This is a genomic window from Exiguobacterium sp. EF_C8 (assembly GCF_054956715.1).
The window spans coordinates 2523719-2549515 of sequence record NZ_CM143264.1 but is presented as its reverse complement, the minus strand read 5'-3'; the positions used below and the strand labels follow the sequence as shown (position 1 = coordinate 2549515).

Sequence of the window (25797 nt, the reverse complement as noted above, 5' to 3'; positions counted from 1 at the left end):
ATACGATGCGACTTTTAGGTATTTTTCCATTACAAGGGCAAACGAAACATATCAGTATAGAAAAAAGGCAATGCCATTGCTGGCATTGCCTTGTAGTTGAATAAATGGTACACCCGGAGAGATTCGAACTCCCGACACCTGGTACCGGAAACCAGTGCTCTATCCCCTGAGCTACGGGTGCATCTGATGTACTGAACAATTAATAGTATAGCGACATTTTTTCAGAAAAGCAATAGGAAAGGATGACTTTTCTTTTCTCTAGCGACTCAAAAGGGGTTCAGAGCATGTTTTTCAAAACGTTTCTTCTATAATAAGAAGTGAGGGAGGGGAATCGATGGATCAACGCCAGGAACAAACGCAACAGATGACGTTATCGGCGTCACAACAGTATCAGTTACATGTACTTGAGCAACCAGCGGCAGAACTCGAGGAGGAATGGCGGCGGTTGAAACGACGATTGCACCGCCATTACCCGAATCAGGTTTCGTTAGAGGCCGAGCAGATGGCAGGACATTTGGCATCCTATGAAGACGAGCTTCTTGCACAAATACGTTTAGAATCAGTCAGACAGGAAATAGGATATATGGCGGAACAACTCATCGTGTATTTAGAAGCGGACGGTTTATTGCGGACATCGGACGAGGAGCTCGCTGCATCCTTCTCGACCGATGTCGCAACGATTACAGAAGCACGGACACTCTTACAACAATGTGAACCAGTCGGCATCGCTGCCCGCTCGGAGCGCGAGTGCCAATGGTTACAGGCGATCGAGCTAGACGACGCAGAATTGATCGGACTAACGGATCGGTTACGACATGAACCGGCGAGTCAAGTGTTCGCGCAGTTCAGTGAACAGGATCGAGCACGGTTGCGAAAACGATTGACGCGCCTGAGCCGGACACCGGATTTTCCTAAAGAAGAACGACCGGTCATGGCAGAAGCACGGATTCACCTGTTAGATGGAAAACTTCAGATCGACTGGATGACACTCGACATGGATCAGAAGTGGCTCGGATTAAAAGAGGCAACGCCTTTTTTGCGCGCGTACGAACGACGTCGCGTTACGATGCATGCCATCCTCTCGGTCTTGCTTGAGCGACAAGAACGCTGGTTCAAGGGAGAACTGCATCTTGAGCCACTGACGAAAAAACAAGTCGCTGAGGCGACGGGGCATCATCCGTCAACGATTGGTCGAGCGATTGTTGCGAAGTATGTCGAGACGATTCATGGTCTCGTTGCTTTAGAAGACTTGTTCGTCTCACGGACGACAACCGGAGATTCGAGTTTTTTAATTAAACGGCGGATCGCCGAATACATTCAACATAGCGATCGTCCGTTAAGTGATCAGCAATTGACGGATCGTCTGCAAGCAGACGGTCTGACAGTCGCGCGACGGACGGTTGCGAAATATCGGGCAGCACTTGGTTTAACGAAAAAAACGATGCAGCAAAGGAAGGCGCAATCAGAATGGGATTAAAACGACACAGACACTTAACACTCTATTCACGTCCGGGATGTACGCTATGTGAAGAAGCCGCCATCTTACTCGACTTCGTACTCGATGAGTTTCCGGAATGGACATTCGAGGAAGTCAACATCGATCAGGATGAAGCGCTCAGTCTACGGTTCTTATATGAAATTCCGGTCGTCATGCATGACGAGGAAATCTGGAGTTATGGCAAATTTGATACGGAAACGATAAGAAACCGCTTACTTCAAAAAACTTGAGAAACGAGACTTGCAAGGCGAGAAATGGACTGTTATGATAACGGTGTACCAAGTGGGACACGTTATGACATGCGGGACAGAAAGCGTCCAGCTACTTGAGAGGAGAGGGAAATACATGATTCGGCAGTTAGTCCAGATCCAAAAACGAATCGTGCCTGATCTGATCGAAGAAATGCAGACACGCTACGACATCCTTCATTACGTACGACTGATGCAACCGATCGGACGACGTACGCTTGCGACAAGCCTTGGCTTGACGGAACGCGTCTTACGTCGGGAAGTCGACTTCTTGAAGCAGCAAGACCTCCTAGAGGTCGCGACGCAAGGGATGTCCTTGACGGATGAAGGACGAAATGTTCTTCGCAGCATGCACAGCATCATGGGAGAACTCGCAGGGATCTCAGACATGGCGAAAGCCTTAAAAGAGAGACTTGGAGTACGGGACGTTGTCATCGTACCGGGTGATTCCGATGAAACCTTCTGGGTACAACGAGACATGGGGCGGGCGACCGTCGCACGACTCAAACGAGAGCTTTCTTCAGACCATCACAATACGATTGCTGTCACAGGCGGTACGACGATGGCTTCCGTCGCGGCGATGATGTCGCCAGACAAGGAACACCGTCCGATGACGTTCGTTCCGGCACGCGGAGGACTGGGAGAAACGCTCGAACTACAAGCGAACACAGTATGCTCACGGATGGCGTCACGCGCTCAAAGTGATTATCATCTGCTTCACATCCCCGACATGGTCAGTACAGAGACGTTCGTCAAGATGATTGAAGAGCCGAGCATAAAAAATGTGCTTCAAATGATTAAAGGTGCTTCAATCGTGGTACATGGAATTGGTGAGGCGAAAACGATGGCAAAACGTCGTCGCGCGTCTGAGGATCTCCTGACCCGACTGGAACATGAACAGGCAGTAGCGGAAGCATTCGGATATTACTTCGACCGAGACGGGAACATCGTGCACCGGGTCAAGACGGTTGGTCTCCAATTGGCTGACTTGAAGCAAGTCGAACACGTCATCGTCGTCGCAGGTGGTCATTCGAAGGCAGAAGCGATCAACGCCTATGTGAAACAGTCGCCTGACATCATCCTGATCACGGATGAAGGCGCAGCAGCTTCGATTTTGAAAGGGTAACCCCCTTTTGAATAATAGATAACTCGCTTTACATTAAAAGGAGGAAAATTATCATGGCAGTAAAAGTTGGTATTAACGGATTTGGACGTATCGGACGTTTGGCACTTCGTAAAATTCTTCAATTCGATGGAATCGAAGTAGTCGCGATCAACGACCTTACAGACACTAAAATGCTTGCACACCTTCTCAAATATGATACGACTCAAGGTCGTTTCGACGGCGAAGTTGAAGTACACGACGGTTACTTCCTCGTCAACGGTAAAGAAATCAAAACACTTGCTAACCGCAACCCAGAAGAACTCCCATGGGGCGAGCTCGGTGTTGACATCGTTCTCGAATGTACTGGTTTCTTCACAGACAAAGAAAAAGCTGAGCTTCACTTGAAAGCTGGCGCTAAAAAAGTCGTTATCTCTGCACCTGCAACTGGCGACATGAAAACAGTCGTCTTCAACACGAACCACGAAATCCTTGACGGAACTGAAACAGTTATCTCTGGTGCTTCTTGTACTACTAACTGTCTCGCGCCAATGGCTAAAGTTCTCCAAGATCAGTTCGGAATCGTTGAAGGTCTCATGACTACGATCCACGCTTACACTGGTGACCAAAACACACTCGACGCTCCACACCCTAAAGGTGACTTCCGTCGTGCACGTGCGGCAGCAGCAAACATCGTTCCTAACTCAACTGGTGCTGCAAAAGCAATCGGTCTCGTTCTTCCAGAACTTCAAGGTAAACTTGACGGATCTGCACAACGTGTACCAGTCGCTACAGGTTCACTCACTGAGCTCGTAACTGTACTCGACAAAAAAGTTTCTGTAGAAGAAATCAACGCAGCAATGAAAGCAGCTGCTAACGAGTCTTACGGTTACACTGAAGACGAAATCGTTTCTTCTGACATCGTTGGTATCTCTTACGGATCACTCTTCGATGCAACACAAACTAAAGTCATGACAGTCGGCGACAAACAACTCGTTAAAACAGTTGCTTGGTATGACAACGAAATGTCTTACACTAGCCAACTCGTTCGTACACTCAAACACTTCGCAGAAATCGCTAAGTAATTCGAGCAATTAAATAGCAATTGAATAAGAGCGGAAACGATATCAGTCTCCGCTCTTATTGCGGAAAAAAGCGGGAGGGGCATTCGCCCCTCACTATACGTAAGAGACGGAGGACGAATGTATGAATAAGAAATCGATTCGCGACATCGATGTACAAGGAAAACGCGTATTTACACGCGTGGATTTCAACGTACCGTTGGAAGACGGTAAAATCACAGATGACACAAGGATCCGTGCTGCACTCCCAACGATCAAACACTTGATCGATGGCGGAGCAAAAGTCATTCTCGCTAGCCACATGGGTCGTCCAAAAGGCGAAAAGAATCCTGAGTTCTCACTTGCACCAGTCGTAGCACGCCTCAGCGAATTGCTTGGTAAAGACATCAAGCTCGTTGAAGAAGCATACGGTCCAGTTGCAGAAGAAGCAGTCAGCAAACTCGAAAACGGCGATGTCGTCGTCTTAGAGAACGTTCGCTTCTACCCTGGTGAAACGAAAAATGACGAAGAGCTCGCTAAAGGATTCGCGAAACTCGCTGACGTCTTCGTCAACGACGCGTTCGGCGCAGCACACCGTGCACACGCATCGACAGAAGGTATCGCACACCATGTCGACACTGCAGTTGCAGGTCTTCTCATCGAAAAAGAACTTCAAGTTCTCGGTAAAGCTCTTTCTAACCCGGATCGCCCGTTCACGGCAATCATCGGTGGTTCGAAAGTAGCGGATAAAATCGGTGTCATCGATCACTTACTCGACATCGTCGATACGTTGATCATCGGTGGCGGCTTATCGTACACGTTCCTCACAGCTCGTGGTATCGAAGTCGGTACTTCACTTCTTGAGGTCGATAAAATCGACCAAGCGAAGGAATTCATGAAAAAAGCAGAAGAAAAAGGCGTTAAGTTCCTCATGCCAATCGACTGTGTCATCACGAAGGAATTCGGAGAAGAAACATATGTCGGACCACGTGATATCACAGAGATCCCAGCAGATCACATGTCACTTGATATCGGTCCAAAAACGGTTGAACTCTATGCAGAGGCAATCAAGAACTCGAAACTCGTCGTCTGGAACGGACCGATGGGCGTATTCGAACTCGATAAATACGCAAACGGTACAAAAGGTGTCGCGCAAGCTCTTGCGGACAGTGATGCGTACTCAATCATCGGCGGTGGCGACTCAGCTGCTGCGGCAGAGAAATTCGGTCTTGCTGACAAAATGAGCCACATCTCTACAGGTGGTGGAGCAAGTCTCGAATTCATGGAAGGGAAAGCTCTTCCTGGTGTCGAAGCGCTAAACGACAAGTAATCTAAGTTCACAAGGGAGTGTTTCTCAATGCGTAAACCAATTATCGCAGGTAACTGGAAGATGAATCTGACGCTCAAGGATGCAGTCGCATTCGTTGAGGAAGTCAAAGGAGCTGTACCTGCTTCGACGACAGTCGACGCAGCTGTGTGTGCGCCAGCAGTATTCTTGGCACACTTGACAGAAGCAGCAGCTGGTACGGATCTTAAGATCGGTGCTCAAAACATGTACGACAAAGAGAGCGGTGCGTTCACTGGTGAAATCAGCCCGCTCATGCTCAAAGAACTCGACGTGACGTACGTCATCCTCGGTCACTCTGAGCGTCGTGAGTACTTCGGTGAAACAGATGCGTTCATCAACAGCAAAGCGAAAAAAGCGTTCGAGCACGGTCTCGTTCCAATCGTTTGTGTAGGTGAAACACTGGAAGAGCGTGAAGGCGGCAAGTTCGAAGACGTCATCCGCGAACAGACAGCAAACAGCCTTAAAGGTCTTACTGTCGACCAAGTGAAAAATCTCGTCGTCGCTTACGAGCCTGTCTGGGCAATCGGAACAGGTAAATCAGCGACAGAACAAGATGCACAAGATTCTTGTAAATTCGTCCGTGACGTCGTTGCAGCTGAATTTGGTGCTGAAGCAGCAGAAGCTGTCCGCATCCAATACGGTGGTAGCGTCAAACCGGAAAACATCAAAGAATATATGGCTCAACCAGACATCGACGGCGCGCTCGTCGGCGGTGCAAGTCTTGAGACAGGATCGTTCCTCAAACTGTTGGAGGCGATTTAAATGAAAAAACGTCCAGTCGCACTAATCATCCTTGATGGTTTTGGTATGCGTGACGAGGAGTTCGGAAATGCCGTTACGGCGGCAAACAAACCGAACTTCGATCGTTACTGGGGTCAATACCCGCATACGTTGTTGAATGCGAAAGGCGAATACGTCGGTTTGCCTGATGGTCAAATGGGGAACTCAGAAGTGGGTCACCTCAACATCGGTGCTGGTCGCGTCGTCTATCAATCGCTATCCCGAATCAACAACGCGATCAAGGATCGCTCGTTTTTCTCGCGCCAAGCGATGAACGATGCGGCAGGTCACGTGAAGAAATACGGTTCAGCGCTTCATATCTTCGGTTTGGTCTCTGACGGTGGAATTCACAGTCACATCAACCACTTGTATGCCGTGCTTGAATTCGCGAAACTTCACGAAATCGAAAAAGTCTACCTCCATGCTTTCACGGACGGTCGTGACTGCGACCCACAATCGGGTGCTGGTTTCCTCCGTGACGCGCAAGCGAAGATGGACGAATTGAATGTTGGACAATTCGCGAGTATCTCTGGTCGCTACTATGCGATGGACCGCGATAACCGTTGGGAACGCGTCAAGAAAGTCTATGACGTCATCACGTTCGGTGAAGGTCCAACGACGAAGGATCCAATCGGCATGGTCGAAGCTTCGTACAAACAAGACGTAACGGATGAGTTCATCGAACCAACTGTTGTCGTGCAGGAAGACGGTACGCCAGTCGCACCGATCCACGATAACGATGCGATCGTATTCTTCAACTATCGTCCTGACCGTGCGATTCAGCTTTCAAAAGTCTACAAAGAGAAAAAAGGCTTCGACGGATTCGAACTTCCGGATAACGCACCGAAGAACCTGCTACTCGTCTCGATGACGAAGTACTCGGATGCGCTTGATACGGACATCGTATTCCCGCCTGAAGACATCAAGAATACGCTGGGTGAGACATTGTCAAAACAAGGTCTCAAACAGCTACGCATCGCGGAAACGGAAAAGTATCCGCACGTCACGTTCTTCTTCAACGGACAACGTGAAGAACCATACGAAGGGGAAGATCGGATCTTGATCCCTTCACCAAAAGTCGCGACATACGACTTGAAACCAGAGATGAGCGTCTATGAAGTCACAGATGCGCTCGTTGATGCAATCAACTCGGACAAACACGACGCCATCATCCTCAACTTCGCTAACCCGGATATGGTCGGTCACTCGGGTATGCTCGAGCCGACGAAAAAGGCGATCGAAGCAGTCGATGAATGTCTTGGGAAAGTCGTTGACTTGATTCTCAGCAAAGGCGGCGCGGCAGTCATCACGGCTGACCACGGAAACGCGGATAAAGTCCTCAATGCAGACGGCAGTAAGATGACGGCGCATACGACAGAACCCGTTCCATGTATCGTGACGGTCGAGGACGTTGAACTCCTTGAACCACTCACAGGTGCACTCGCTGACCTCGCACCAACGGTCCTTGATCTCCTCGGAGCGGACCAACCAGCAGAGATGACTGGTAAATCGATCGTATTGAAGAAATAATCCCGTCGATCGAAAGAATTACACCACATATTTCTTACACACAAAAGGAGCGAATTTAAATGTCAATGATTACAGAGATTTACGCACGCGAGATTCTTGATTCACGCGGTAACCCAACAGTAGAAGTAGAAGTTTATACAGAAGATGGCGGTTTCGGTCGCGCACTCGTACCATCAGGTGCATCAACTGGTGAGCACGAAGCAGTCGAACTCCGTGATGGCGACAAAGCACGTTACCTCGGAAAAGGTGTTTTGAAAGCTGTTGACAACGTCAACGAAAAAATCGCACCAGAAATCATCGGTTACGATGTCTTCGACCAAACTGGAATCGACAAAAAAATGATCGATCTCGACGGTACGAAAAACAAAGGTAACTTCGGCGCTAACGCAATCCTTGGTGTTTCTATGGCTGCTGCACGTGCTGCTGCAGATGAGCTTGGTCTTCCACTTTACACGTACCTCGGTGGATTCAACGCGAAAACATTACCAACACCAATGATGAACATCATCAACGGTGGATCACACGCAGACAACAACGTGGACTTCCAAGAGTTCATGATCATGCCTGTCGGTGCTCCAACATTCAAAGAAGCACTTCGTATGGGTGCTGAAATCTTCCACGCGTTGAAATCAGTTCTTAGCGGAATGGGTCTTAACACAGCAGTTGGTGACGAGGGTGGATTCGCTCCAAACTTGAAATCAAACGAAGAAGCAATCACAGTTATCCTTGAAGCAATCGAAAAAGCTGGCTACAAAGCAGGCGAAGATGTTTACCTTGCAATGGACGTCGCTTCTTCTGAGTTCTACGATAAAGCAGCTGGAAAATACAACCTCGCTGGCGAAGGCAAAGTCCTTTCAACAGAAGAGCTTGTTGAATTCTACGCACAACTCGTTGACAAATACCCAATCATCTCAATCGAAGATGGTTGTGACGAAAACGACTGGGATGGTCACAAACTTCTTACAGATCGTATCGGACACAAAGTCCAACTCGTTGGGGATGACTTGTTCGTAACAAACACTGAGAAACTTGCTGAAGGTATCGAAAAAGGCATCGCTAACTCGATCCTCATCAAAGTTAACCAAATCGGTACGTTGACTGAAACATTCGACGCAATCGAAATGGCTAAAAAAGCTGGTTACACAGCTGTCGTTTCTCACCGTTCTGGTGAAACTGAAGATTCAACGATCGCTGACATCGCTGTTGCGACAAACGCTGGTCAAATCAAAACGGGTTCACTTTCACGTACAGACCGTATCGCGAAATACAACCAACTTCTCCGCATCGAAGACATGCTTTCAGACGTTGCTGTCTACGACGGAATCAAATCATTCTACAACCTCAAGAAGTAATTTCAGGTTGATCGTTTGAATAAGCTATAAGCAAAACCTCCTATTCGTGTGATACGTACACACGGATAGGAGGTTTTTATATCAAGCAATGTCAAACATGAAAATCGCTTTTGTCATCAAAACTATGATGAACTGTCAAAAAATTGATTCATCTGAGTAGATGACTAAAATGTTATACTCATAAATAAGTGCAAATTAAATAGTTATAGGGATTAATTACATCTTGCTCGATGCAGATGAAAATACGTCTAAAGGAGACAGGATCATGTTAAATTCAGATTTAGATATCCGTTTAGAACCACGCATTCAAGAGTTATATCGACTACACAAGGAGCGTTCAGCCAACATCGACTGGAGCTACCACGAATTCATTCCGTGGGATAAGGCGATGTCGTTCAAACGCGTTCCTTGGGATGAAAGCCAAGTCACGCTTCCGGAAGGTGTCATCGTCGCAATCGAGACGGCATTACTGACAGAGGTCAACTTACCGTGGTATACGTCGCACTTAGACTATACGTTCAAGAACTCGATGGAAGTCATCAATGACTTCGTCCGGACATGGACAGCAGAAGAAGATCAGCACTCGAACTTACTCGAGACGTATTTACTCGTCACGCGAAACGTCAATCCAATGCGACTTCATCAATTAAGAAGACGCGTCGTTGAGAACGGCTGGTTCCCGGACTTCACGAACCCGCTAGCAACGATGGCGTATACGTCACTGCAAGAGTTAGCGACACTCGTCTTTTATAATAACGTAGCGAAGATCGCAGGGGCACATGACAAGGACTTAGCAACGCTACTCCGTCGTCTAGCGAAGGACGAAGCGCTCCATTATGCGTTCTACCGTGACACGGTCAAAGCACACCTAGAGCTTGACCCGAACTTCATCGTCTTCTTCGAAGACGTCATCATCAACTTCTCGATGCCAGGTGCTGTCATGCCGGACTTCACGGAACGGATGAAGACGATTGCTGTTGATACGAACTATGGACCACTCCAATACTTCGACCAAGTATTAGACGTCGTCGTCAAATTCTGGGGCATCGCTGATTTAGAACCGACAAGCGAAGAAGCGAAACAATCACAAGCGAACATCATGAAATATCATGGACGTTTGAAACGCATCAAGGAACGTCAAGAACGTCAAGTCGAAAAAGCGAAAATCGACGTCTCAGGAGGCAAGTGAACATGAAGTGTGAAATCTGTGGAACTGAAACGAACAACCAAGTCAGTTACTTGGAACTCGATACATGGGAATTCAATTCATTGAACAAAGAAGCAAAAGACTTCTATCCGATCTGTTTTGATTGCTTCGACAAGCATACGAACCAGTTCATCGATCAGGAAATGGATCTCGAGTTACGAAAAAAACGTTCGCAAATGATCAACAAAGAAGTAGAAGCTGAAATCGAAGCGATTCTTGAGGTTGAGAATTAAGTTGTCTTTACCATACGTGAAGGGAAGCAAAACCGGTAGTGCTTTGGCGCTATCGGTTTTTTATTATCACTAAAAAAAGCAGTTATCTCTTGCTTCACATGTTTTGTGAAAGAAGAAATAGCTGCTTTTAACATGAAGTCAGTCTTCAATAAATGTAACGAGATAATGATGGGCAGAATGAAGCGGTGCACGGGTCACGAAAAAGTCCGGGAGATCGACATCGATTCCCAATTCGCGCAGTGTATCGGGATCCAAACATTCCTGAATCAAACGTTTGATGTCTTGTAACAGTTCATCGTGCAAGTTCGCTTCCTTCGGAAAGGCACGTTTCGCGTCATCGCGCAACAATAGCACGATCGGTGGTAGACCTCGTAAGAGATCGACCTGAAGGGGCTGCTGATGACGTTCGAAATAATCATTCAGACAACTGACGACCCTCATCGAGTGTTCTTCTTTCATCCGATCCCAACTCTCTGTATGTGACTGTAACTCTCTAGCTATTCCCTAATTGAAGCGAGGATATGCATGGAAACTGGAAATCAAGTATTACGAGGACGCTGTTCGGGGTAGAACTAGAGGGAAGGGGGAATCGACATGCTATTTCGGTTTTTGGTTTTAGGGCTTGATACGTCGATTGGTGACATCCCGTTGCGCCTCATCTATTTTACGGAACTCATACTATTCATCGGTTTGTATCAAATCACGAGCCGGTTTTCGCGTCAGAGTCTGATTTTTGGAACGGCACTCGGAATTGGTGGACTGATTGCCATCTTACCCGGTGCGCTCTATATCATCCGTTATAATCCGGAGGATGCCGTCATCGATGTCACGTTCCTATTGATTTATTTGTTTGAGCCGCTGGCAATCGTTGCGTTCGTTGTTGCTTTGATTCGGCGTTTGTTCGTGGAGCGAAAAAGAGCCGGGAAAGCAAAAAGATGAAAGACTTGTCAGCTAGACTCCGATTGTTCATTGATTTCCGTCCAAGACGTCGCTTTCCGCGGGCGGAAGGCAAGCCTCCTCGTCGCGTGTGCTCCTGCGGGGTCTTGCCTATTCCGCTCTTCCCGCAGGAGTCTCCGTCTTTTCCGAAAATCAACAATCTAACGTGCTACTGAGAGGACAAGAAATACACCGTAAGATGGCGTGACGCTGTATTGCGGTGTATTTGCGTATGCATCCAAATACTTTCTTTCAATAGTGTAAGGAAGAGTAACTGGAAGAATATTCTATAATAGAGGGAGAGCGAAATTAGATCTTAGTTAATTTCGTAAGATCCCGTTGATTATAGGAGTGACTTTCATGTATAAAATATTGTTCGGATTGTCCGTTTTAAACAGTGTCTACATTATGAATAACTTTTTTACATATTCGGATAGTTTTCTCAATGCGCCACTAGGCGTAACAACAGTAATCGCTATCACATTAATGTTTCTAAACGATAGCGTCAAAAAAGATAAACCGTCGTTGTACACGAAAGCGACGGATGGATTAGGATTCATTAATATTCTGATTGGTCTCTCGCTGATCGTCTTTATTTAAGGATGATTCAGAACGTTCAAATGCATGATTATACGGAATTACCGTAAGTCTGACGCCGTGTCAGGCTTCTTTTTTATGTTTCAATTCAAGAGCTCGAAAAAAATAAAATATATTTTAGATAAAAAAGATTGATGTGTAACCGGTTACACAATATGATGATTCTTGTAAGCGTTATCAAAAGAAAGAGGTGGCGAAACATGTCGACCATCCGGGAAGTAGCGAAAGCGGCCCATGTCTCCGTCGCGACGGTCTCACGCGTCATGAACGAAAAGGGTTATGTCAGTGAGAAATCGCGTAAGGCGGTGCTTCAGGCAATCAAACAATTGGACTATCGACCGAACCGAGTCGCGCGATCGTTGTTCCAAAAACGGTCCGGACTGATCGGATTGATCGTTCCAGACATCACGAACCCGTTCTTCCCACAACTCGCACGAGCTGTGGAAGATATGGCACATCAACATGGTTTTCAGGTCATTTTGTGTAACACAGACGAACAGTTTCAGAAAGAACGCGAATATATCAAGTCACTCGAGGCGATGCATGTCGACGGATTGATCATCACGACGAACTACTCGAACAATCCGAACTATGAAGAACTCGAAGTGCCGGTCGTAGCGTTAGACCGCGTGTTACAAGGAGCGATTCCGACGGTGACGTCAAACGGATACGAAGGCGGGAAAAAGGCAGCTTCGTTCTTACTTGCTTCTGGTGCGACGGAGCTAGCAGTCATCAGCGGTCCCTCGAAACTCCCGACGATCAAGAAACGCCGGGACGGCTTTGAGGAAGTCGCCGGAACCCATCTCGTCGCAAGCATCGAGTCACCGTTCCACTTTCAAGGAGCGCTCGATGCTGCGAACTATCTCTTTGATCACTATCACTGCAACGGCATTTTTGCCGCGAGCGATGTCATCGCTGCAGCAACGGTACAAGTCGCTGCAGAGCGCGGGATCACGATTCCGGACGAACTACAAGTCATCGGCTATGACGGAATCGAACTCGGTCAAATGATTTCACCACCGTTGACGACGATTGCGCAGCCAATCTATCAAATGGGAGAACTAGCCGCGAAACTCCTGATTCAACGGATTGAAGGCACACCGATTGCCGCCGTTCATCATGAGTTGACGGTTGAGATCATCGAACGGGAAACGACGAAACGGAAGGATGAGGAAGCATGAAACAAATCAGTGTCATCGGCAGTATCTCGATGGATCTCGTCGTTGAAAGTAAACGCCGCCCAGGCGCAGGAGAAACGGTCATCGGGGATGCCTTTCATACCGTACCGGGTGGAAAAGGTGCAAACCAAGCGGTGGCAGTCGCGCGTCTCGGCAGTATCGTCGAAATGATCGGTTGCGTCGGCAGTGATGCGAACGGTGAAGCCATCCGCGAAAACTTCAAGACGCAAGGGGTGCAGACGACGCACTTGCAAACGATTGAAGGCGAACGTACGGGAACTGCACATATCACGCTTGCTGAAGGCGACAACTCGATCGTCGTCGTTCAGTCTGCCAATCAACATGTGAAGTTTGCAGATAACGCACTCGCACCGATTCTCGCAGACAGTAAAATCATCTTACTCCAGCTCGAGATTCCAATCGAAACGGTCGAGACCGTGGCTCGCGAAGCACATGCAGCCGGCATTCCAGTCGTATTGAATCCAGCACCCGCGATGTCACTCAGTCCGGAATTGATTGAACACGTGACGTACTTAACGCCAAACGAACATGAATGTGGCTTGATCTTCGGACAAGACCAGCCGATCGAACATTGGCTGATGGAATACCCGAATAAACTGATCGTAACCGAAGGCAGTCGCGGGGCACGCTTCTACGACGGAGAGTCGATCGTGACGATTCCAGCAATCGAGACGACGGTCGTCGATACGACAGGAGCAGGGGATACGTTCAATGGCGCCTTAGCCGTCGCGTTAACGGAAGGACAACCGCTCGTCGAGGCGATTCGTTTCGCGAACCGGGCAGCCGGCTTATCCATTCGCGCGCTTGGCGCTCAAGGCGGCATGCCGACACGGGAACAGATGGAGGGAGACGCATGAAGAAACACGGTATCTTAAACAGTCATATTAGCAAAGTTCTGACCGATCTCGGTCATACCGATACGATCGTCATCGCCGATTGCGGCTTACCGATTCCAGATGGGGTCGCACGAATTGATTTAGCACTGGAGCTCGGCACACCATCATTCCTCGACGTCGTCCGTGTCGTCGCCAGTGACATAGCGATTGAACAGCTGACACTGGCAACAGAGATCAAGGAAGCGAATCCGGACGTCCTCGAGCAACTCGAAGCCATGCAGATCGAGACGACATTTGTCTCGCATGAGGAGTTCAAGAAACAGACACAGCAGGCGAAGGTCATCATCCGGACCGGAGAAGCGACACCGTACGCTAATGTCATCTTCCATTCCGGCGTAATCTTTTAAGGGGGTCATGCGATGCGTATCGAGATGACAGGTATCAAAAAAGCATTCGGTCCCGTCCCTGTCCTCAAAGGTGTCGACTTCGAACTCGCTGCGGGTGAGATCCATGCCTTGATGGGAGAGAACGGTGCCGGGAAATCGACGCTGATGAAGATTTTGACCGGTGTCCATAAAGCGGACGCAGGTACAATCCGCGTCGATGGACAGGACGTCGAGTATAAGAATCCGAAGCTTGCCGAAGAAGCGGGGATCGCCTTCATCCACCAGGAGCTGAACATCCTCCCGGATTTGACGGTGACGGAGAACTTGTTCCTCGGACGGGAGTTAAAGTCACGCTTCGGGATTCTCAAGCAAGGGGAGATGAAGCGGCAGGCAGAACGAGAACTCGCCGAATTGAACGTCTTCATGGACGTCGATCAACTCGCCCGGACGTTATCGGTCGGTCAGCAACAGATGATCGAAATCGCAAAAGCTCTGATGACGGACGCGAAGGTCATCATCATGGATGAACCGACAGCCGCACTGACAGAGCGGGAAATTCGTGCCCTGTTCAGCGTCGCGACGGCACTACGCAACCAAGGTGTCTCGATCGTCTATATCTCGCACCGGATGGAGGAAATCTTCGAGCTCTGCGACCGGATCACGGTCTTACGGGACGGGATCTCCGTCTCGACGCACGCAATTCCTGAGACATCGTTCGAACAGATCGTCCGGGAGATGGTCGGTCGTGAGATGGGCGAACGGTATCCGGATCGTAATGTGTCGATCGGCGCGACCGTCCTTGAGGTCAAACAGGCGAGCGGGAAACGATTCGACGATGTCTCGTTCTCCGTCAAAGCAGGCGAAATCATCGGCTTCTCGGGTTTGATGGGTGCCGGGCGGACGGAAGTCATGCGTGGACTGTTCGGTGTCGATCGTCTGAAAGAAGGAACGATCGAATTGAACGGACAATCGCTGAAAATCAAGACACCATATGATGCGATTCGCCAGGGCATCGGCTTTTTGACCGAGGACCGCAAAGGCGAAGGATTGTTCCTCGACTTTTCACTGCGTGAGAACATCTCGCTGCCGACGATCCGTTCGTTATCCAGCTCTGGTGTCATCAAGGATCAGGCAGAACGCGATTTCGCAGAAGGATACTTGAAGTCGCTCTCGGTCCGGCACAGCTCGATGGACCAGCCGGCGAAGTCACTGTCCGGTGGGAACCAACAGAAGGTCGTCCTCGCGAAGTGGCTCGGGACACAACCGAAAGTCTTGATCCTCGACGAACCGACACGTGGTGTCGACGTCGGGGCGAAGAAAGAGATTTACCTCATCATGAACGAACTCGCTGCGGCGGGTGTCGCGATCATCATGGTCAGCTCGGACCTCCCGGAGATTCTCGGGATGAGTGACCGGGTCTACGTCATGCGTGAAGGCAAGATGAGCGGCATGTTGACACGACAGGAAGCGACGCAAGAAAGCATCATGACACTTGCGACAGGAGGACAATGATATGGAATTGATGCAAGGCAAGGTAACGGAAGCAAAACCGAGACGTCTTGGGATCGGACAAAAGCTTGGACCACTCGCAGGATTGTTCGCGATCGTCCTCGTCGTCTCGATCATGGAACCGGACTTTTTAACACTGAATAATTTATTTAACATCTTACGGCAAGTCTCGATTAATGCCTTGATTGCCTTCGGGATGACGTTCGTCATTCTGACAGGTGGGATTGATCTATCAGTTGGCTCGATTCTCGCCCTCTCGTCCGCCTTCGTCGCGGGTCTGATGACGGACGGAACGTCAGCGTTGATTGCTGTTCTAGCTGGTCTGATCGTCGGAGCCGTCATGGGTGCGTTGAACGGGATGGTCATCTCGCTCGGGAAAGTCGCACCATTCATCGCAACACTTGCGACGATGACGATTTTCCGAGGCTTGACGCTCGTCTATACGGACGGGAAGCCGATCACTGGACTTAGCCAGGGTGGCTGGTTCGAACTGTTCGGACGCGGCTACTTCTGGATCTTCCCAGTACCGGTCCTAACGATGTTGCTTGCCTTCGCGGTTCTCTACTTCATCTTGAAGAAGACGACGTTCGGTCGCTATACGTATGCGATTGGTGGCAACGAAGAAGCAGCGAAGTTGATGGGGATTCAAGTCAATAAAGTCAAAATCATGATTTACTCACTCTCAGGCTTGATGGCAGCACTTGCCGGAATCATCCTGACGTCTCGTCTGAACTCGGCGCAGCCGACGGCGGGGACATCGTACGAACTCGACGCCATCGCAGCGGTCGTCCTTGGTGGGACGAGCCTCTCAGGTGGTCGTGGCTGGATTGTCGGTACCTTGATTGGTGCCTTGATCATCGGAACACTGAACAATGGTCTCAACTTGCTTGGTGTCTCCTCGTTCTTCCAACTCGTCGTCAAAGGTTTAGTCATTTTGTTCGCGGTACTCGCGGACCGGAAACAAGCAGCATAACCCACACTCAAAAAGGAGGATCTACAGATGAAAAAACTACTTGCAGTCGTCATGATGGCATTAATGGTCTTCGCAGCCGCCTGTTCGACGGAACAGCCGGGCAGCAGCAACGGTGATACGAAGAAAAAGACGAAGGACTTCAAGATTGGTCTTTCGATTTCAACCCTCAACAACCCATTCTTCGTCTCGTTAAAAGAAGGGGCAGAACAAGAAGCAAAAGCACAGGGCGCAACACTTCAAGTCGCGGATGCACAAGATGATGCAGCAAAACAAGCAAGCGATATCGAAGACATGGTTCAAAAGAAAGTCGATCTCATCTTGATCAACCCAACGGATTCAGCAGCAGTCGGTGCAGCCGTCCAAACAGCGAACGATGCGAACATCCCCGTCATCACAGTTGACCGGAACGCAGAAGCAGGTGACGTTGTCGCACACATCGCGTCGGATAACGTCGCGGGTGGGAAACAAGCAGGTGAGTACATGATCGAACTCGTCGGCGATAAAGCAAAAGTCGTTGAACTCGAAGGGATTCCAGGAGCATCCGCAACACGCGACCGTGGTAAAGGGTTCCATGAAGCAGTCGATGGTAAACTCGACGTCGTCGCAAAACAAGCAGCAAACTTCGACCGGGCAAAAGGCTTGTCGGTCATGGAGAACATCCTTCAGAACAACAAAGACATCAAAGCCGTCTTCGCTCACAATGATGAAATGGCACTCGGTGCGGTCGAAGCGTTAAAAGCAGCGGGTCTGAACGATGTTAAAGTCATCGGCTTCGATGCAACGGATGATGCCGTCAAAGCCGTCAAAGACGGAAAAATGGCAGGAACGATCGCTCAAAAACCGACTGAGATCGGGAAGATGGGTGTCGAGACAGCCATCAAGCACTTAAAAGGTGAAACAGTCGAGAAGAACATCCCAGTCGATCTCGAATTGATCAAACAATAAGGAGACGAGACACCTGAGTCGACGATTCAGGTGTCTCTTTTCGTCAGGCAGGAAAAAGTTCCTAAATCTATTCCTTGTTCCCGTACTTGTTTTTCTCTATAATGAAAGAAGCGTATATTACTGAAGGAGGATCATCGATGATCATTCATAACGTGGCTCTTGTCGGCCTCATCGTCGTTTCCGTTCTTCTCATCATCGTCGTTCTATTGATGTCGGGTCGTACGACCGGACTCGGAGCATTGACGGGTGGAGCAGAACAATTATTTGGTCGCCAAAAAGCTCGTGGCTTGGATGCGGTCCTAAATCGTGTGGCGTCTATCTTAGGAGCATTACTCTTCATCTTGGCGTTACTCGTCGCTTTTTATAAGTGAGCATTGAAACGACAGCCGTATGATCGCGCTGTCGTTTTTTGTATTTCTCGATATTCAATTTTTCCGGATATGGGGTATAGAGTTAGAGGGGGAATCATTTTATGAAAATCACTTTACCGAAACCATTCTTTTTCGAAGCCGGCCCACGCGCCGTTTTACTATTACACGGATTCACTGGATCGAGCGCGGATGTCCGCATCCTCGGTCGCTATCTCCAAAAGCAGGGCTATACGTCCCTCGCACCACAATATAAAGGGCACGCTGCCCCACCCGAAGAGCTGACGAAGACCGGGCCAGCCGACTGGTGGCAGGATGTCCTTGCCGGATATCAGGAACTCGTCGATAAAGGTTATGACGAAATCGCCGTTTGCGGACTGTCGCTCGGTGGCGTCATGTCGCTGAAGTTATCGATGAACCGTCCGGTCAAAGCGGTCATCCCGATGTGTGCACCCGCCTACATCAAAAGTGAAGAAGTCATGTATGCAGGAGTCACCGAGTACGCACGAGAATTCAAGAAGCGAGAAGGCAAATCGCAAGAAGAGATCGACCACGAGATGGCGTCCTTCGAACCGATGCCGACCTTGAAGGACTTACAGGAACTGCTGCGCGAGACACGTGATTCGCTTGAAGACGTCTACGCACCAACGCTCGTCGTCCAAGCGCGCAATGATCACATGATTAACACCGACTCTGCGAACATCATCCATGATGGAGTCAGTGCCTTCCAAAAAGAGCTGATCTGGTATGAGAACTCAGGTCACGTCATTACGCTCGACAAAGAAAAAGACCAGCTCCACTCTGACATCTTGGACTTCTTGGAGTCATTGAACTGGAGCAAGTAACTGGAGGTGTCACGTTGGAATTACGTGAACGAATACTAACGGTCATCACGACGGAAGAACGTCCGTTGTCGATTGATCAATTAACGAAAAAACTAGAACTAGCGGATACGGAAGCATTCAAGGAATTGATCCGGACGCTAAACGCGATGGAAGACGAAGCGTTGATCGCCCGGACACGCTCGAACAAGTACGGAACGCTCGCGCAAATCGGTCAAGTCGCAGGGAAGATTTCCGTCCACCAACGTGGGTTCGGTTTCGTTTCACCGGAAGATGGTTCTGAAGGCGACATCTTCTTACCGGCACCGGAACTGAAGAACGTCTATAACGGCGACCGTGTCCTCGTCAAAGTGTTTGCCGAGTCAAACGGCGGCGACCGTCGTGAAGGGAAACTGCTCAAGATTCTCTCACGCGGACCAGCCGATTTCGTCGGGACGTTCGTCAGTCCAAAAGGACGAATCGAATCGATCGCTTATATCGAACCGGATGATACGAAGCTGACGTTCTTACCGGTCGTCGCAAACGACGATACGCTCGGTGCCGTCGATGGACATAAAGTCCTCGCCCGGATCACGAAGTATCCCGATGGTCGCTACGCCGGAACGGCGAAAGTCTTGAAAATCATCGGTCACAAGAATGACCCAGGCGTCGACATCTTGTCGATCGTCCATAAGCATGGGATCAACGTCGACTTCTCACCGGAAGCGATTGCTGAGGCGAATGCTGTACCGGATCAAATCGATGAGAAGGATTTAGTTGGACGTGTCGATCTACGAAATGAATTGACGGTCACGATTGACGGGGCAGATGCTAAAGACCTTGATGATGCGGTTCACGTTAAAAAATTAGCGAACGGCAACTTCGAGCTTGGTGTCCACATCGCTGACGTTTCGCATTACGTCAAAGAAGATTCAGCACTCGATGAAGAAGCGCGTGAGCGCGGAACGAGTGTTTATCTTGTCGACCGTGTCATCCCGATGATCCCGCACCGTCTATCGAACGGGATCTGCTCGCTCAATCCGCACGTTGATCGTCTGACGCTCAGCTGTATCATGGAAATCGATGCGAACGGTGCTGTCGTCAACCACGAGATCTTCCAGAGTGTCATCAAGACGACAGAACGGATGACGTACACGGACGTCCGGAAAATCATTGAGCGCGAAGACGAAGAAGTGATCGCGAAGTACCAAGATCTCGTCGAGTACTTCGACAAGATGGCGGAACTCGCAGCAATTCTCCGCGAACGCCGCTCACGTCGTGGTGCGATCAACTTTGACTTCCCAGAAGCAAAGGTCCTCGTCAACGAAGAAGGCAAGACGAGCGAGATCATCCTCCGGGAACGGTCAGTCGCCGAGAAGCTGATCGAAGAGTTCATGCTCGCAGCAAACGAAACGGTCGCCGAGCACATTCAGCGTCAAAAACTGCCGTTCATGTACCGGATTCACGATGAGCCAAAAGCAGAACGTCTCGATACGTTCTTCAAGTTCATCGGTAACTTCGGCATCAACGTCGAACGCAAGGGTGAGTCAGTTGCACCGAAGACGTTGCAATCGATCCTCAACGCCGTCGAAGGTGAGCCGGAAGAAGCCGTCGTCAGTACGGTCATGCTCCGTTCGCTCCAACAAGCGAAATATGATATCGAACCGATTGGTCACTTCGGTCTGTCGACGGACTACTACACGCACTTCACGTCACCGATTCGTCGTTACCCAGACTTAATGGTCCACCGTCTGTTGCGTGAATATGTCATCTACAACGACAAATCACAAAAGACGCAAGACCGTTACTCAGAGATCCTACCGGAAATCGCTGATCATTCGTCGAAACGCGAGCGTCGCGCTGTTGATGCGGAACGGGAAACGAACGCGTTGAAGAAAGCCGAGTATATGGAGCAACATATCGGTGAGACATTTGAAGGCGTCGTCAGTGGTGTCACGAACTTCGGGATGTTCGTCGAATTGCCGAACACGATCGAAGGACTCGTCCACATTCAAGCGATGACGGATGACTTTTACCGCTACGATGAAGCGAACTATCAGCTGATCGGTGAGCGGACGAAACAACAGTTCCGAATCGGCGATGTCGTCGAGATCAAAGTCACGAACGTCAACATCGATGAACGGACGATTGACTTCAGCGTCGTCGGGATGCCAGAACGGCAACCGAAGAAACGGTTCGAGTCGAAAACGATCCGTTCAAGTGGCGGACGTCCGGGACAAAAACGTGACGACAAGAAGAAAGACGATCGTCGCGGCAAGAAACGGTCAGGTAAGAGCGACCAAAGCAAGGGAAAAGGATTCTCGTTAAAGAATAAGAAAGATAAACCGCCATTCCATAAGGCGGTCTCGAATAAGAAACGGAAGCGCAAATAAGCGCTTCCGCATCAGAAATGTGGTGAACGAACATGCCAAAGGGAACAGATTCGAAAGTCTTAGCGAATAACAAACGGGCCTCGTTCGATTATGCGATCGAGGATACGATTGAAGCCGGTCTCGTCTTGACGGGAACGGAAATCAAATCGGTTCGTAAGGGAAAGATCAGCATCGGGGACGCGTTCGTCCGATTCGACGGGGGAGAAGCAATTCTCTGGAACTCGAACATCGCCCACTTCGAACAGGGAAACCGCTACAACCATGAGCAGCTCCGCCCACGGAAACTGTTGCTGCACAAGAAACAGATCGCAAACTTGATTGGGGCGGTCTCACGGGACGGCTATACGATCGTACCGCTGAAGGTCTACATCAAGAACGGTTACGCGAAATGCTTGATCGGGCTCGGACGCGGGAAGAAGAAATTCGATAAACGTGACGATCTCAAGAAGAAGGATGCGAAGCGCGATATCGACCGGGCATTACGCGATAAGCAAAAGTATTGAACCCGTAACACTTTTCTGCTAGAATATTAGTATTCGGAAAGCCCCAATTTATTATCTTGGGGACGTTACGGATTCGACGGGGGTAGTTCGGTCTTCTGTGGCGTGTCGAGGGGTCGGCCTCGTTAAAACGCACCAGCCATAACTGGCAAAACTAACACACAACTCGCAGCAGCGTAATAGCAACTGCGGATCCTAGCAGCTGTCGCCTGGTCGGCTGATTTCTAGGGTCTCACTTTAAACAGGCTACGCTTGGACCCTTCCGTCTGGAGGGAAAGAGAAGAGATGGAATCAGACTGGTCGGACGGACGCCTGTCAATTGGCAGCCTGACGACGAGATCCCAATAAATTGACTACACACGTAGAAGCTTAAGTATACGATGCCTTCGGACGTGGGTTCGACTCCCACCGTCTCCATACCCTGAAATCGTAAAGATTTAAAAAAAAGTGCTATTACTCTTTTTGAATTTGAGTTTTTAGCACTTTTTTTCTGTATTTTTCACAATTATATCGATTAAATAAGTTTAATAAGGAATCAAACGTTCTCTTTTTGGAATTAGAAGATTAATATGATTACGCTAAAAATAAGCCAAAGTGAGGGAAAAAATTGAACTATGCTCTAATTGTAGGAATTGAGGAATACTATCAATTATCCTCTACATTATATGCTGATAATGATGCGGAAAAATTTAATGAAATATTATTAAATACAATGGATTTTGAAACTAAAATTTTAATTAATAGTGATGCTACTTTTTTAAATATCAATGTTCAATTTCAAAAAATAATAGATAAAATTAAAGAAGGTGATAAGTTTTATTTTTTCTTTGCTGGCCACGGAATCAACATTAATGGAAAACCAAGGATAACTTGTTTTGATACCTATAACCATAATACTGAAGATTTAGAAAATACCACTATATCTATTGAGAGTATGCTTGGAAAAATTGAACATAGAAAATGTAACCAAAGTATATTTTTTATTGATGCTTGTGAAAGCACTATTTCTTTTGAAGGAAGAAGCCTAAGGTCCAGTAAGCTTTCTTTAGATGATTTAGAACAATTACAAAAAAAATCTGAATACACTTATGTTTACAGTGCAGCAGCTGTCAACGGTGTAGCATCAGTGATGGAAGATGGTAAAATCAAAAATGGGATATTCACCCATTTTTTATTAAAAGCATTTAGTGGAGAAGTTGAAAAAGCGCTAAATGAGCACAAAAAACTGACTAGTACATCTCTTTCAAACTACTTGACATATGAAATTGATAATTATTGTTCAAATATATCACATAAACAAGTTGCTTATTCTTGGGGGAAATCACAAAATGAATTTTTGATTTTTGACTTTTCTAATAAAAAATCAAAAGAAAAACCATTGAATATTAATGATATATATTTTGGTGTAATTGATGCGGATAATGAATATACAAAAGATATAGAAGCTTTTAAAAATAATTATTACGATCTAAATAAAACAGCAGAAAAAATTATTGAAGATAGAACCAAATTTATCGTATTAGGTAAAAAGGGAACTGGAAAGACTTATATAGGGAAATTTTTAGAAATCGAATCAGAAATTACGAAGAATGTAAAAACTAAGTATGTTAATTTTCAATCATTTGACTATATAAAATTCGACGGAATAAAAGATACTCAAGCCGATTCCTATGAAAAGTACTCAATTGGATGGGAATGGATAATTTGCATGCATGTAAGTAAATTGATTATAGATAAACTATCAACAGAAAAAAATGCTGAAAATGACGAAGCTTTAGAAAGTTTAAAATTGTTATACACAGATCTTTTAGGCGAAGGTAATCCTACCTTTAGAAAATTAATAAAAAGTAACCTTAAAAGAGGAATAGAAATCAATCCAGAACTTGAAAAATATATTGGTAAAAATTATAGAAAGAAAAATTCTCATTATAAACTACAAGATATCGTTGAACTGATTTTTGTTCTGTTTTCTAAAATTAATTTTATAAAAGATAGTCAATATTTATTGGTATTAGATGGTTTAGATGAAAAAATAAAAAATGATGAGAAGTATAAGGACTCTTTAAATGGATTACTATGGACTGCTTCTAGATTGAATAATGAATTTAACGATGATAATTTACCCATTAAAGTGGTAATTTTTTTAAGGAATAATGTTTATGAATTTGTTTCAGGAGCTAACGTCAATAAGTTGAATTTCGCAAATACGCTACAACTAACTTGGAATAGTGATTTACAAAATAAATATAATTTTCCTTTAGCAGATTTTATCAATCGGAGGATTTCCAATTCTTTAGCATATGAAATCTCTAGGGATGAAAATCCTTTAAAATTAATTTTACCGTTTGAAGTTGAATTTAAAAATAAGAATAAGTATAGCCAAAAAGATGCATGGGGATGGATATTAGATTTTACAACTTATAAACCTAGAGATGTAATCCAATTTTTTAATAGTTGCCAAAAATTATGTGAGGATAATAACCAAACGCTAGATGCAAAAATACTATGGGCTGCACTCAAAGAGTATTCAGGTTATTTAGTAAGAGAGTTTAAAGACGAACTGTTTGGATTTTATACAGATGAACAAATAAAAGAATTATTTAATACGATTCTTCCTAAAATGGGGAAATCTAAAAAGTCATTTATTGAAATGAAGACTCTTATTAATCGCAGTACATACTGCAACGATTTAAAATCAGAAGACTTACTAAATAATTTGTATAGTATTGGACTGCTAGGTGTCTTTGAATCAGATTTTGCACATTGGTCTTATAGAACAAAAACACTTAAATTTTTTGCTCCAGAAAATTGCAAATATCAATTACATTCAGGTGTATGGAAAGCATTGGCAATTTGGTAAGAGCTTAAGTTTTATATATTTTTAAAATATAATTTAATACTCTTTTTAAAAAAATGTATGAGAATTTATTAGTGAAATAGATTATATAATCATACATTATTTTAAGAAACGGAGCTGACACCTATGATACGACGAGCCACTCTAATGGACGGAAAAGCCTTATCGGACTTGATGCGACGCATTGATCGGGAAACGAAATATATGTTGTATGAGCCGGAAGAACGCGTCCTGTCAACGGAACAGGCGGAGGCGTTCATCGAGAAGTTCGGTCAGGCTGCGAACTCGGACATCTTCGTCGTGGATGTCGACGAGCAACTCGTCGGTTATGTGCTCGTCGTTGGTGGTGAACCGAGTCGGATTCGTCACCGGGCAAACCTCGTCATCGGCTTGCTTGACGCCTACACGGGTCGTGGACTCGGTGCAGGTCTACTTGAAGCGGTGGATGCCTTTGCGATTGAAGCAGGACTCATCCGACTCGAGTTGACGGTTCGCAAGGATAACTTGCGGGCAATCGAGCTCTATCATAAGTTTGGCTTTAACATCGAAGGAACACGCATCGCGTCACTCTTCATCGATGGGGAATACGTTGATGAACTGGCGATGTCGAAGATTTATACGACGGAAGAATCCTAAAAAAAAGATGCTCCGTGGGCTTATCTCTGAATAGAGACGAGACCATGAGCATCTTTTTTATGGTGATATTTTTTGTTGTTCGAAGTCGATCTCCAGAACATTTTTCGCATAATCCTTACCCCAATCATACATCGCATCTAAAATCGGCATTAAGCTATGTCCGTGTGGCGTCAACGAATATTCGACCTTCGGTGGTACGACCGGGTAGACTTCCCGGTGAATGATGTGGTGGTCTTCAAGTTCCCGCAGTTGATTGACGAGCATCCGTTGCGTGATCCCGGGCATTAGACTTTTCAGTTCCCCGAAGCGTTTCGTGCCTTCCTTACCTAAGTGCCAAAGAATGAGCATCTTCCATTTCCCCCCGATGATCGAAAGGGTCAATTCCTTCTCACAGTTAAACTGACGATCTTCAAAATGTGGCATCGATCCACCTCCTGCTCCAGTATAGTCTTTCTTCCGGTCGACAGTATACTTTTCCGCAC

26 protein-coding genes, 1 tRNA gene and 1 other RNA gene are annotated in these 25797 nt (G+C 47.1%); 25 read left to right on the top strand and 3 right to left on the bottom strand.

Annotated elements, in window-relative coordinates:
• Positions 1-105: 105 nt before the first annotated feature.
• A tRNA-Arg gene (locus tag ACY2IG_RS13545) sits at positions 106-181 on the bottom strand.
• A 153-nt stretch (positions 182-334) separates the two neighbouring features.
• Between ACY2IG_RS13545 and ACY2IG_RS13540 the strand changes: the two genes are divergently transcribed.
• The 10 genes from ACY2IG_RS13540 to ACY2IG_RS13495 all read left to right on the top strand — a co-directional run bounded on the left by ACY2IG_RS13540 (position 335) and on the right by ACY2IG_RS13495 (position 10359).
• The gene (locus ACY2IG_RS13540; protein ID WP_462618021.1) at positions 335-1477 is read left to right on the top strand and encodes an RNA polymerase factor sigma-54; all 1143 of its coding nucleotides are present in this window, start codon (positions 335-337) and stop codon (positions 1475-1477) included.
• Complete coding sequence (locus ACY2IG_RS13535; RefSeq protein WP_035409973.1) at positions 1468-1728, top strand: glutaredoxin family protein; 261 nt, start codon at positions 1468-1470, stop codon at positions 1726-1728. The genes ACY2IG_RS13540 and ACY2IG_RS13535 overlap by 10 nt, the downstream gene beginning before the upstream one ends.
• Before the next feature lie 115 nt (positions 1729-1843).
• Positions 1844-2872, top strand: a complete 1029-nt coding sequence (locus ACY2IG_RS13530) for a sugar-binding transcriptional regulator (RefSeq protein ID WP_023469218.1) — start codon at positions 1844-1846, stop codon at positions 2870-2872.
• A gap of 53 nt (positions 2873-2925) precedes the next feature.
• Positions 2926-3933 (top strand): type I glyceraldehyde-3-phosphate dehydrogenase, encoded by a 1008-nt coding sequence (gene gap, locus ACY2IG_RS13525; protein WP_462618020.1) that lies wholly within the window; start codon positions 2926-2928, stop codon positions 3931-3933.
• A 121-nt stretch (positions 3934-4054) separates the two neighbouring features.
• Positions 4055-5239 carry a phosphoglycerate kinase gene (locus ACY2IG_RS13520; RefSeq protein WP_035396304.1) on the top strand — a complete coding sequence of 395 codons (1185 nt, stop codon included), beginning with the start codon at positions 4055-4057 and terminating at the stop codon, positions 5237-5239.
• A 27-nt stretch (positions 5240-5266) separates the two neighbouring features.
• Positions 5267-6019: a triose-phosphate isomerase gene (gene tpiA / locus ACY2IG_RS13515; RefSeq protein ID WP_023469215.1), complete on the top strand. Its 753-nt coding sequence runs from the start codon at positions 5267-5269 to the stop codon at positions 6017-6019.
• Complete coding sequence (gene gpmI / locus ACY2IG_RS13510; protein WP_462618019.1) at positions 6020-7567, top strand: 2,3-bisphosphoglycerate-independent phosphoglycerate mutase; 1548 nt, start codon at positions 6020-6022, stop codon at positions 7565-7567.
• A gap of 59 nt (positions 7568-7626) precedes the next feature.
• Positions 7627-8919: a phosphopyruvate hydratase gene (gene eno, locus ACY2IG_RS13505; RefSeq protein WP_035409961.1), complete on the top strand. Its 1293-nt coding sequence runs from the start codon at positions 7627-7629 to the stop codon at positions 8917-8919.
• Positions 8920-9184: 265 nt separating this feature from the next.
• Positions 9185-10108, top strand: a complete 924-nt coding sequence (locus tag ACY2IG_RS13500) for an acyl-ACP desaturase (protein WP_462618018.1) — start codon at positions 9185-9187, stop codon at positions 10106-10108.
• 2 nt (positions 10109-10110) lie between these two features.
• Positions 10111-10359 carry a hypothetical protein gene (locus tag ACY2IG_RS13495; protein WP_312193586.1) on the top strand — a complete coding sequence of 83 codons (249 nt, stop codon included), beginning with the start codon at positions 10111-10113 and terminating at the stop codon, positions 10357-10359.
• Positions 10360-10497: 138 nt separating this feature from the next.
• Here ACY2IG_RS13495 and ACY2IG_RS13490 read toward each other — a convergent pair whose 3' ends face one another.
• A complete protein-coding gene (locus ACY2IG_RS13490) occupies positions 10498-10818 on the bottom strand; it encodes a hypothetical protein (RefSeq protein ID WP_023469210.1) in 321 nt (106 codons plus the stop codon).
• 135 nt (positions 10819-10953) lie between these two features.
• Here ACY2IG_RS13490 and ACY2IG_RS13485 point away from each other — a divergent pair, with 135 nt between their 5' ends.
• The 15 genes from ACY2IG_RS13485 to ACY2IG_RS13415 all read left to right on the top strand — a co-directional run bounded on the left by ACY2IG_RS13485 (position 10954) and on the right by ACY2IG_RS13415 (position 25315).
• Positions 10954-11298, top strand: coding sequence for a hypothetical protein (locus ACY2IG_RS13485; RefSeq protein ID WP_290772979.1), 345 nt, complete (start codon positions 10954-10956; stop codon positions 11296-11298).
• A gap of 357 nt (positions 11299-11655) precedes the next feature.
• The gene (locus tag ACY2IG_RS13480) at positions 11656-11895 is read left to right on the top strand and encodes a hypothetical protein (RefSeq protein WP_308101896.1); all 240 of its coding nucleotides are present in this window, start codon (positions 11656-11658) and stop codon (positions 11893-11895) included.
• Between the two features lie 197 nt (positions 11896-12092).
• The gene (locus ACY2IG_RS13475; protein ID WP_050678689.1) at positions 12093-13073 is read left to right on the top strand and encodes a LacI family DNA-binding transcriptional regulator; all 981 of its coding nucleotides are present in this window, start codon (positions 12093-12095) and stop codon (positions 13071-13073) included.
• Positions 13070-13948: a ribokinase gene (gene rbsK / locus ACY2IG_RS13470; protein ID WP_462618017.1), complete on the top strand. Its 879-nt coding sequence runs from the start codon at positions 13070-13072 to the stop codon at positions 13946-13948. Before ACY2IG_RS13475 ends, rbsK begins: the two co-directional genes overlap by 4 nt.
• Positions 13945-14334 (top strand): D-ribose pyranase, encoded by a 390-nt coding sequence (gene rbsD, locus ACY2IG_RS13465; RefSeq protein ID WP_462618016.1) that lies wholly within the window; start codon positions 13945-13947, stop codon positions 14332-14334. The genes rbsK and rbsD overlap by 4 nt, the downstream gene beginning before the upstream one ends.
• 12 nt (positions 14335-14346) lie before the next feature.
• Entirely contained in the window at positions 14347-15825 is a 1479-nt protein-coding gene (locus ACY2IG_RS13460) for a sugar ABC transporter ATP-binding protein (protein ID WP_462618015.1), read from the top strand.
• 1 nt (position 15826) lies between these two features.
• A complete protein-coding gene (rbsC, locus tag ACY2IG_RS13455) occupies positions 15827-16795 on the top strand; it encodes a ribose ABC transporter permease (protein WP_052019102.1) in 969 nt (322 codons plus the stop codon).
• 27 nt (positions 16796-16822) lie between these two features.
• Entirely contained in the window at positions 16823-17740 is a 918-nt protein-coding gene (gene rbsB / locus ACY2IG_RS13450) for a ribose ABC transporter substrate-binding protein RbsB (RefSeq protein WP_035396322.1), read from the top strand.
• Between the two features lie 137 nt (positions 17741-17877).
• Entirely contained in the window at positions 17878-18111 is a 234-nt protein-coding gene (secG, locus tag ACY2IG_RS13445) for a preprotein translocase subunit SecG (RefSeq protein WP_023469201.1), read from the top strand.
• 101 nt (positions 18112-18212) lie between these two features.
• Positions 18213-18953, top strand: a complete 741-nt coding sequence (locus tag ACY2IG_RS13440) for an alpha/beta hydrolase (protein ID WP_023469200.1) — start codon at positions 18213-18215, stop codon at positions 18951-18953.
• 14 nt (positions 18954-18967) lie between these two features.
• A complete protein-coding gene (gene rnr, locus ACY2IG_RS13435; RefSeq protein WP_023469199.1) occupies positions 18968-21322 on the top strand; it encodes a ribonuclease R in 2355 nt (784 codons plus the stop codon).
• A gap of 32 nt (positions 21323-21354) precedes the next feature.
• Positions 21355-21825 carry an SsrA-binding protein SmpB gene (smpB, locus tag ACY2IG_RS13430; protein WP_029342464.1) on the top strand — a complete coding sequence of 157 codons (471 nt, stop codon included), beginning with the start codon at positions 21355-21357 and terminating at the stop codon, positions 21823-21825.
• Between the two features lie 58 nt (positions 21826-21883).
• Positions 21884-22242, top strand: a transfer-messenger RNA (tmRNA) gene (gene ssrA, locus ACY2IG_RS13425).
• Positions 22243-22429: 187 nt separating this feature from the next.
• On the top strand, positions 22430-24682 hold the full coding sequence (locus tag ACY2IG_RS13420; RefSeq protein ID WP_462618014.1) for a caspase family protein: 2253 nt from the start codon (positions 22430-22432) through the stop codon (positions 24680-24682).
• Between the two features lie 123 nt (positions 24683-24805).
• Entirely contained in the window at positions 24806-25315 is a 510-nt protein-coding gene (locus ACY2IG_RS13415) for a GNAT family N-acetyltransferase (protein ID WP_023469196.1), read from the top strand.
• A 57-nt stretch (positions 25316-25372) separates the two neighbouring features.
• Here the strand turns inward: ACY2IG_RS13415 and ACY2IG_RS13410 are convergent, their stop codons facing one another.
• Positions 25373-25738 (bottom strand): winged helix-turn-helix transcriptional regulator, encoded by a 366-nt coding sequence (locus ACY2IG_RS13410; protein ID WP_029342458.1) that lies wholly within the window; start codon positions 25736-25738, stop codon positions 25373-25375.
• Positions 25739-25797: the final 59 nt, after the last annotated feature.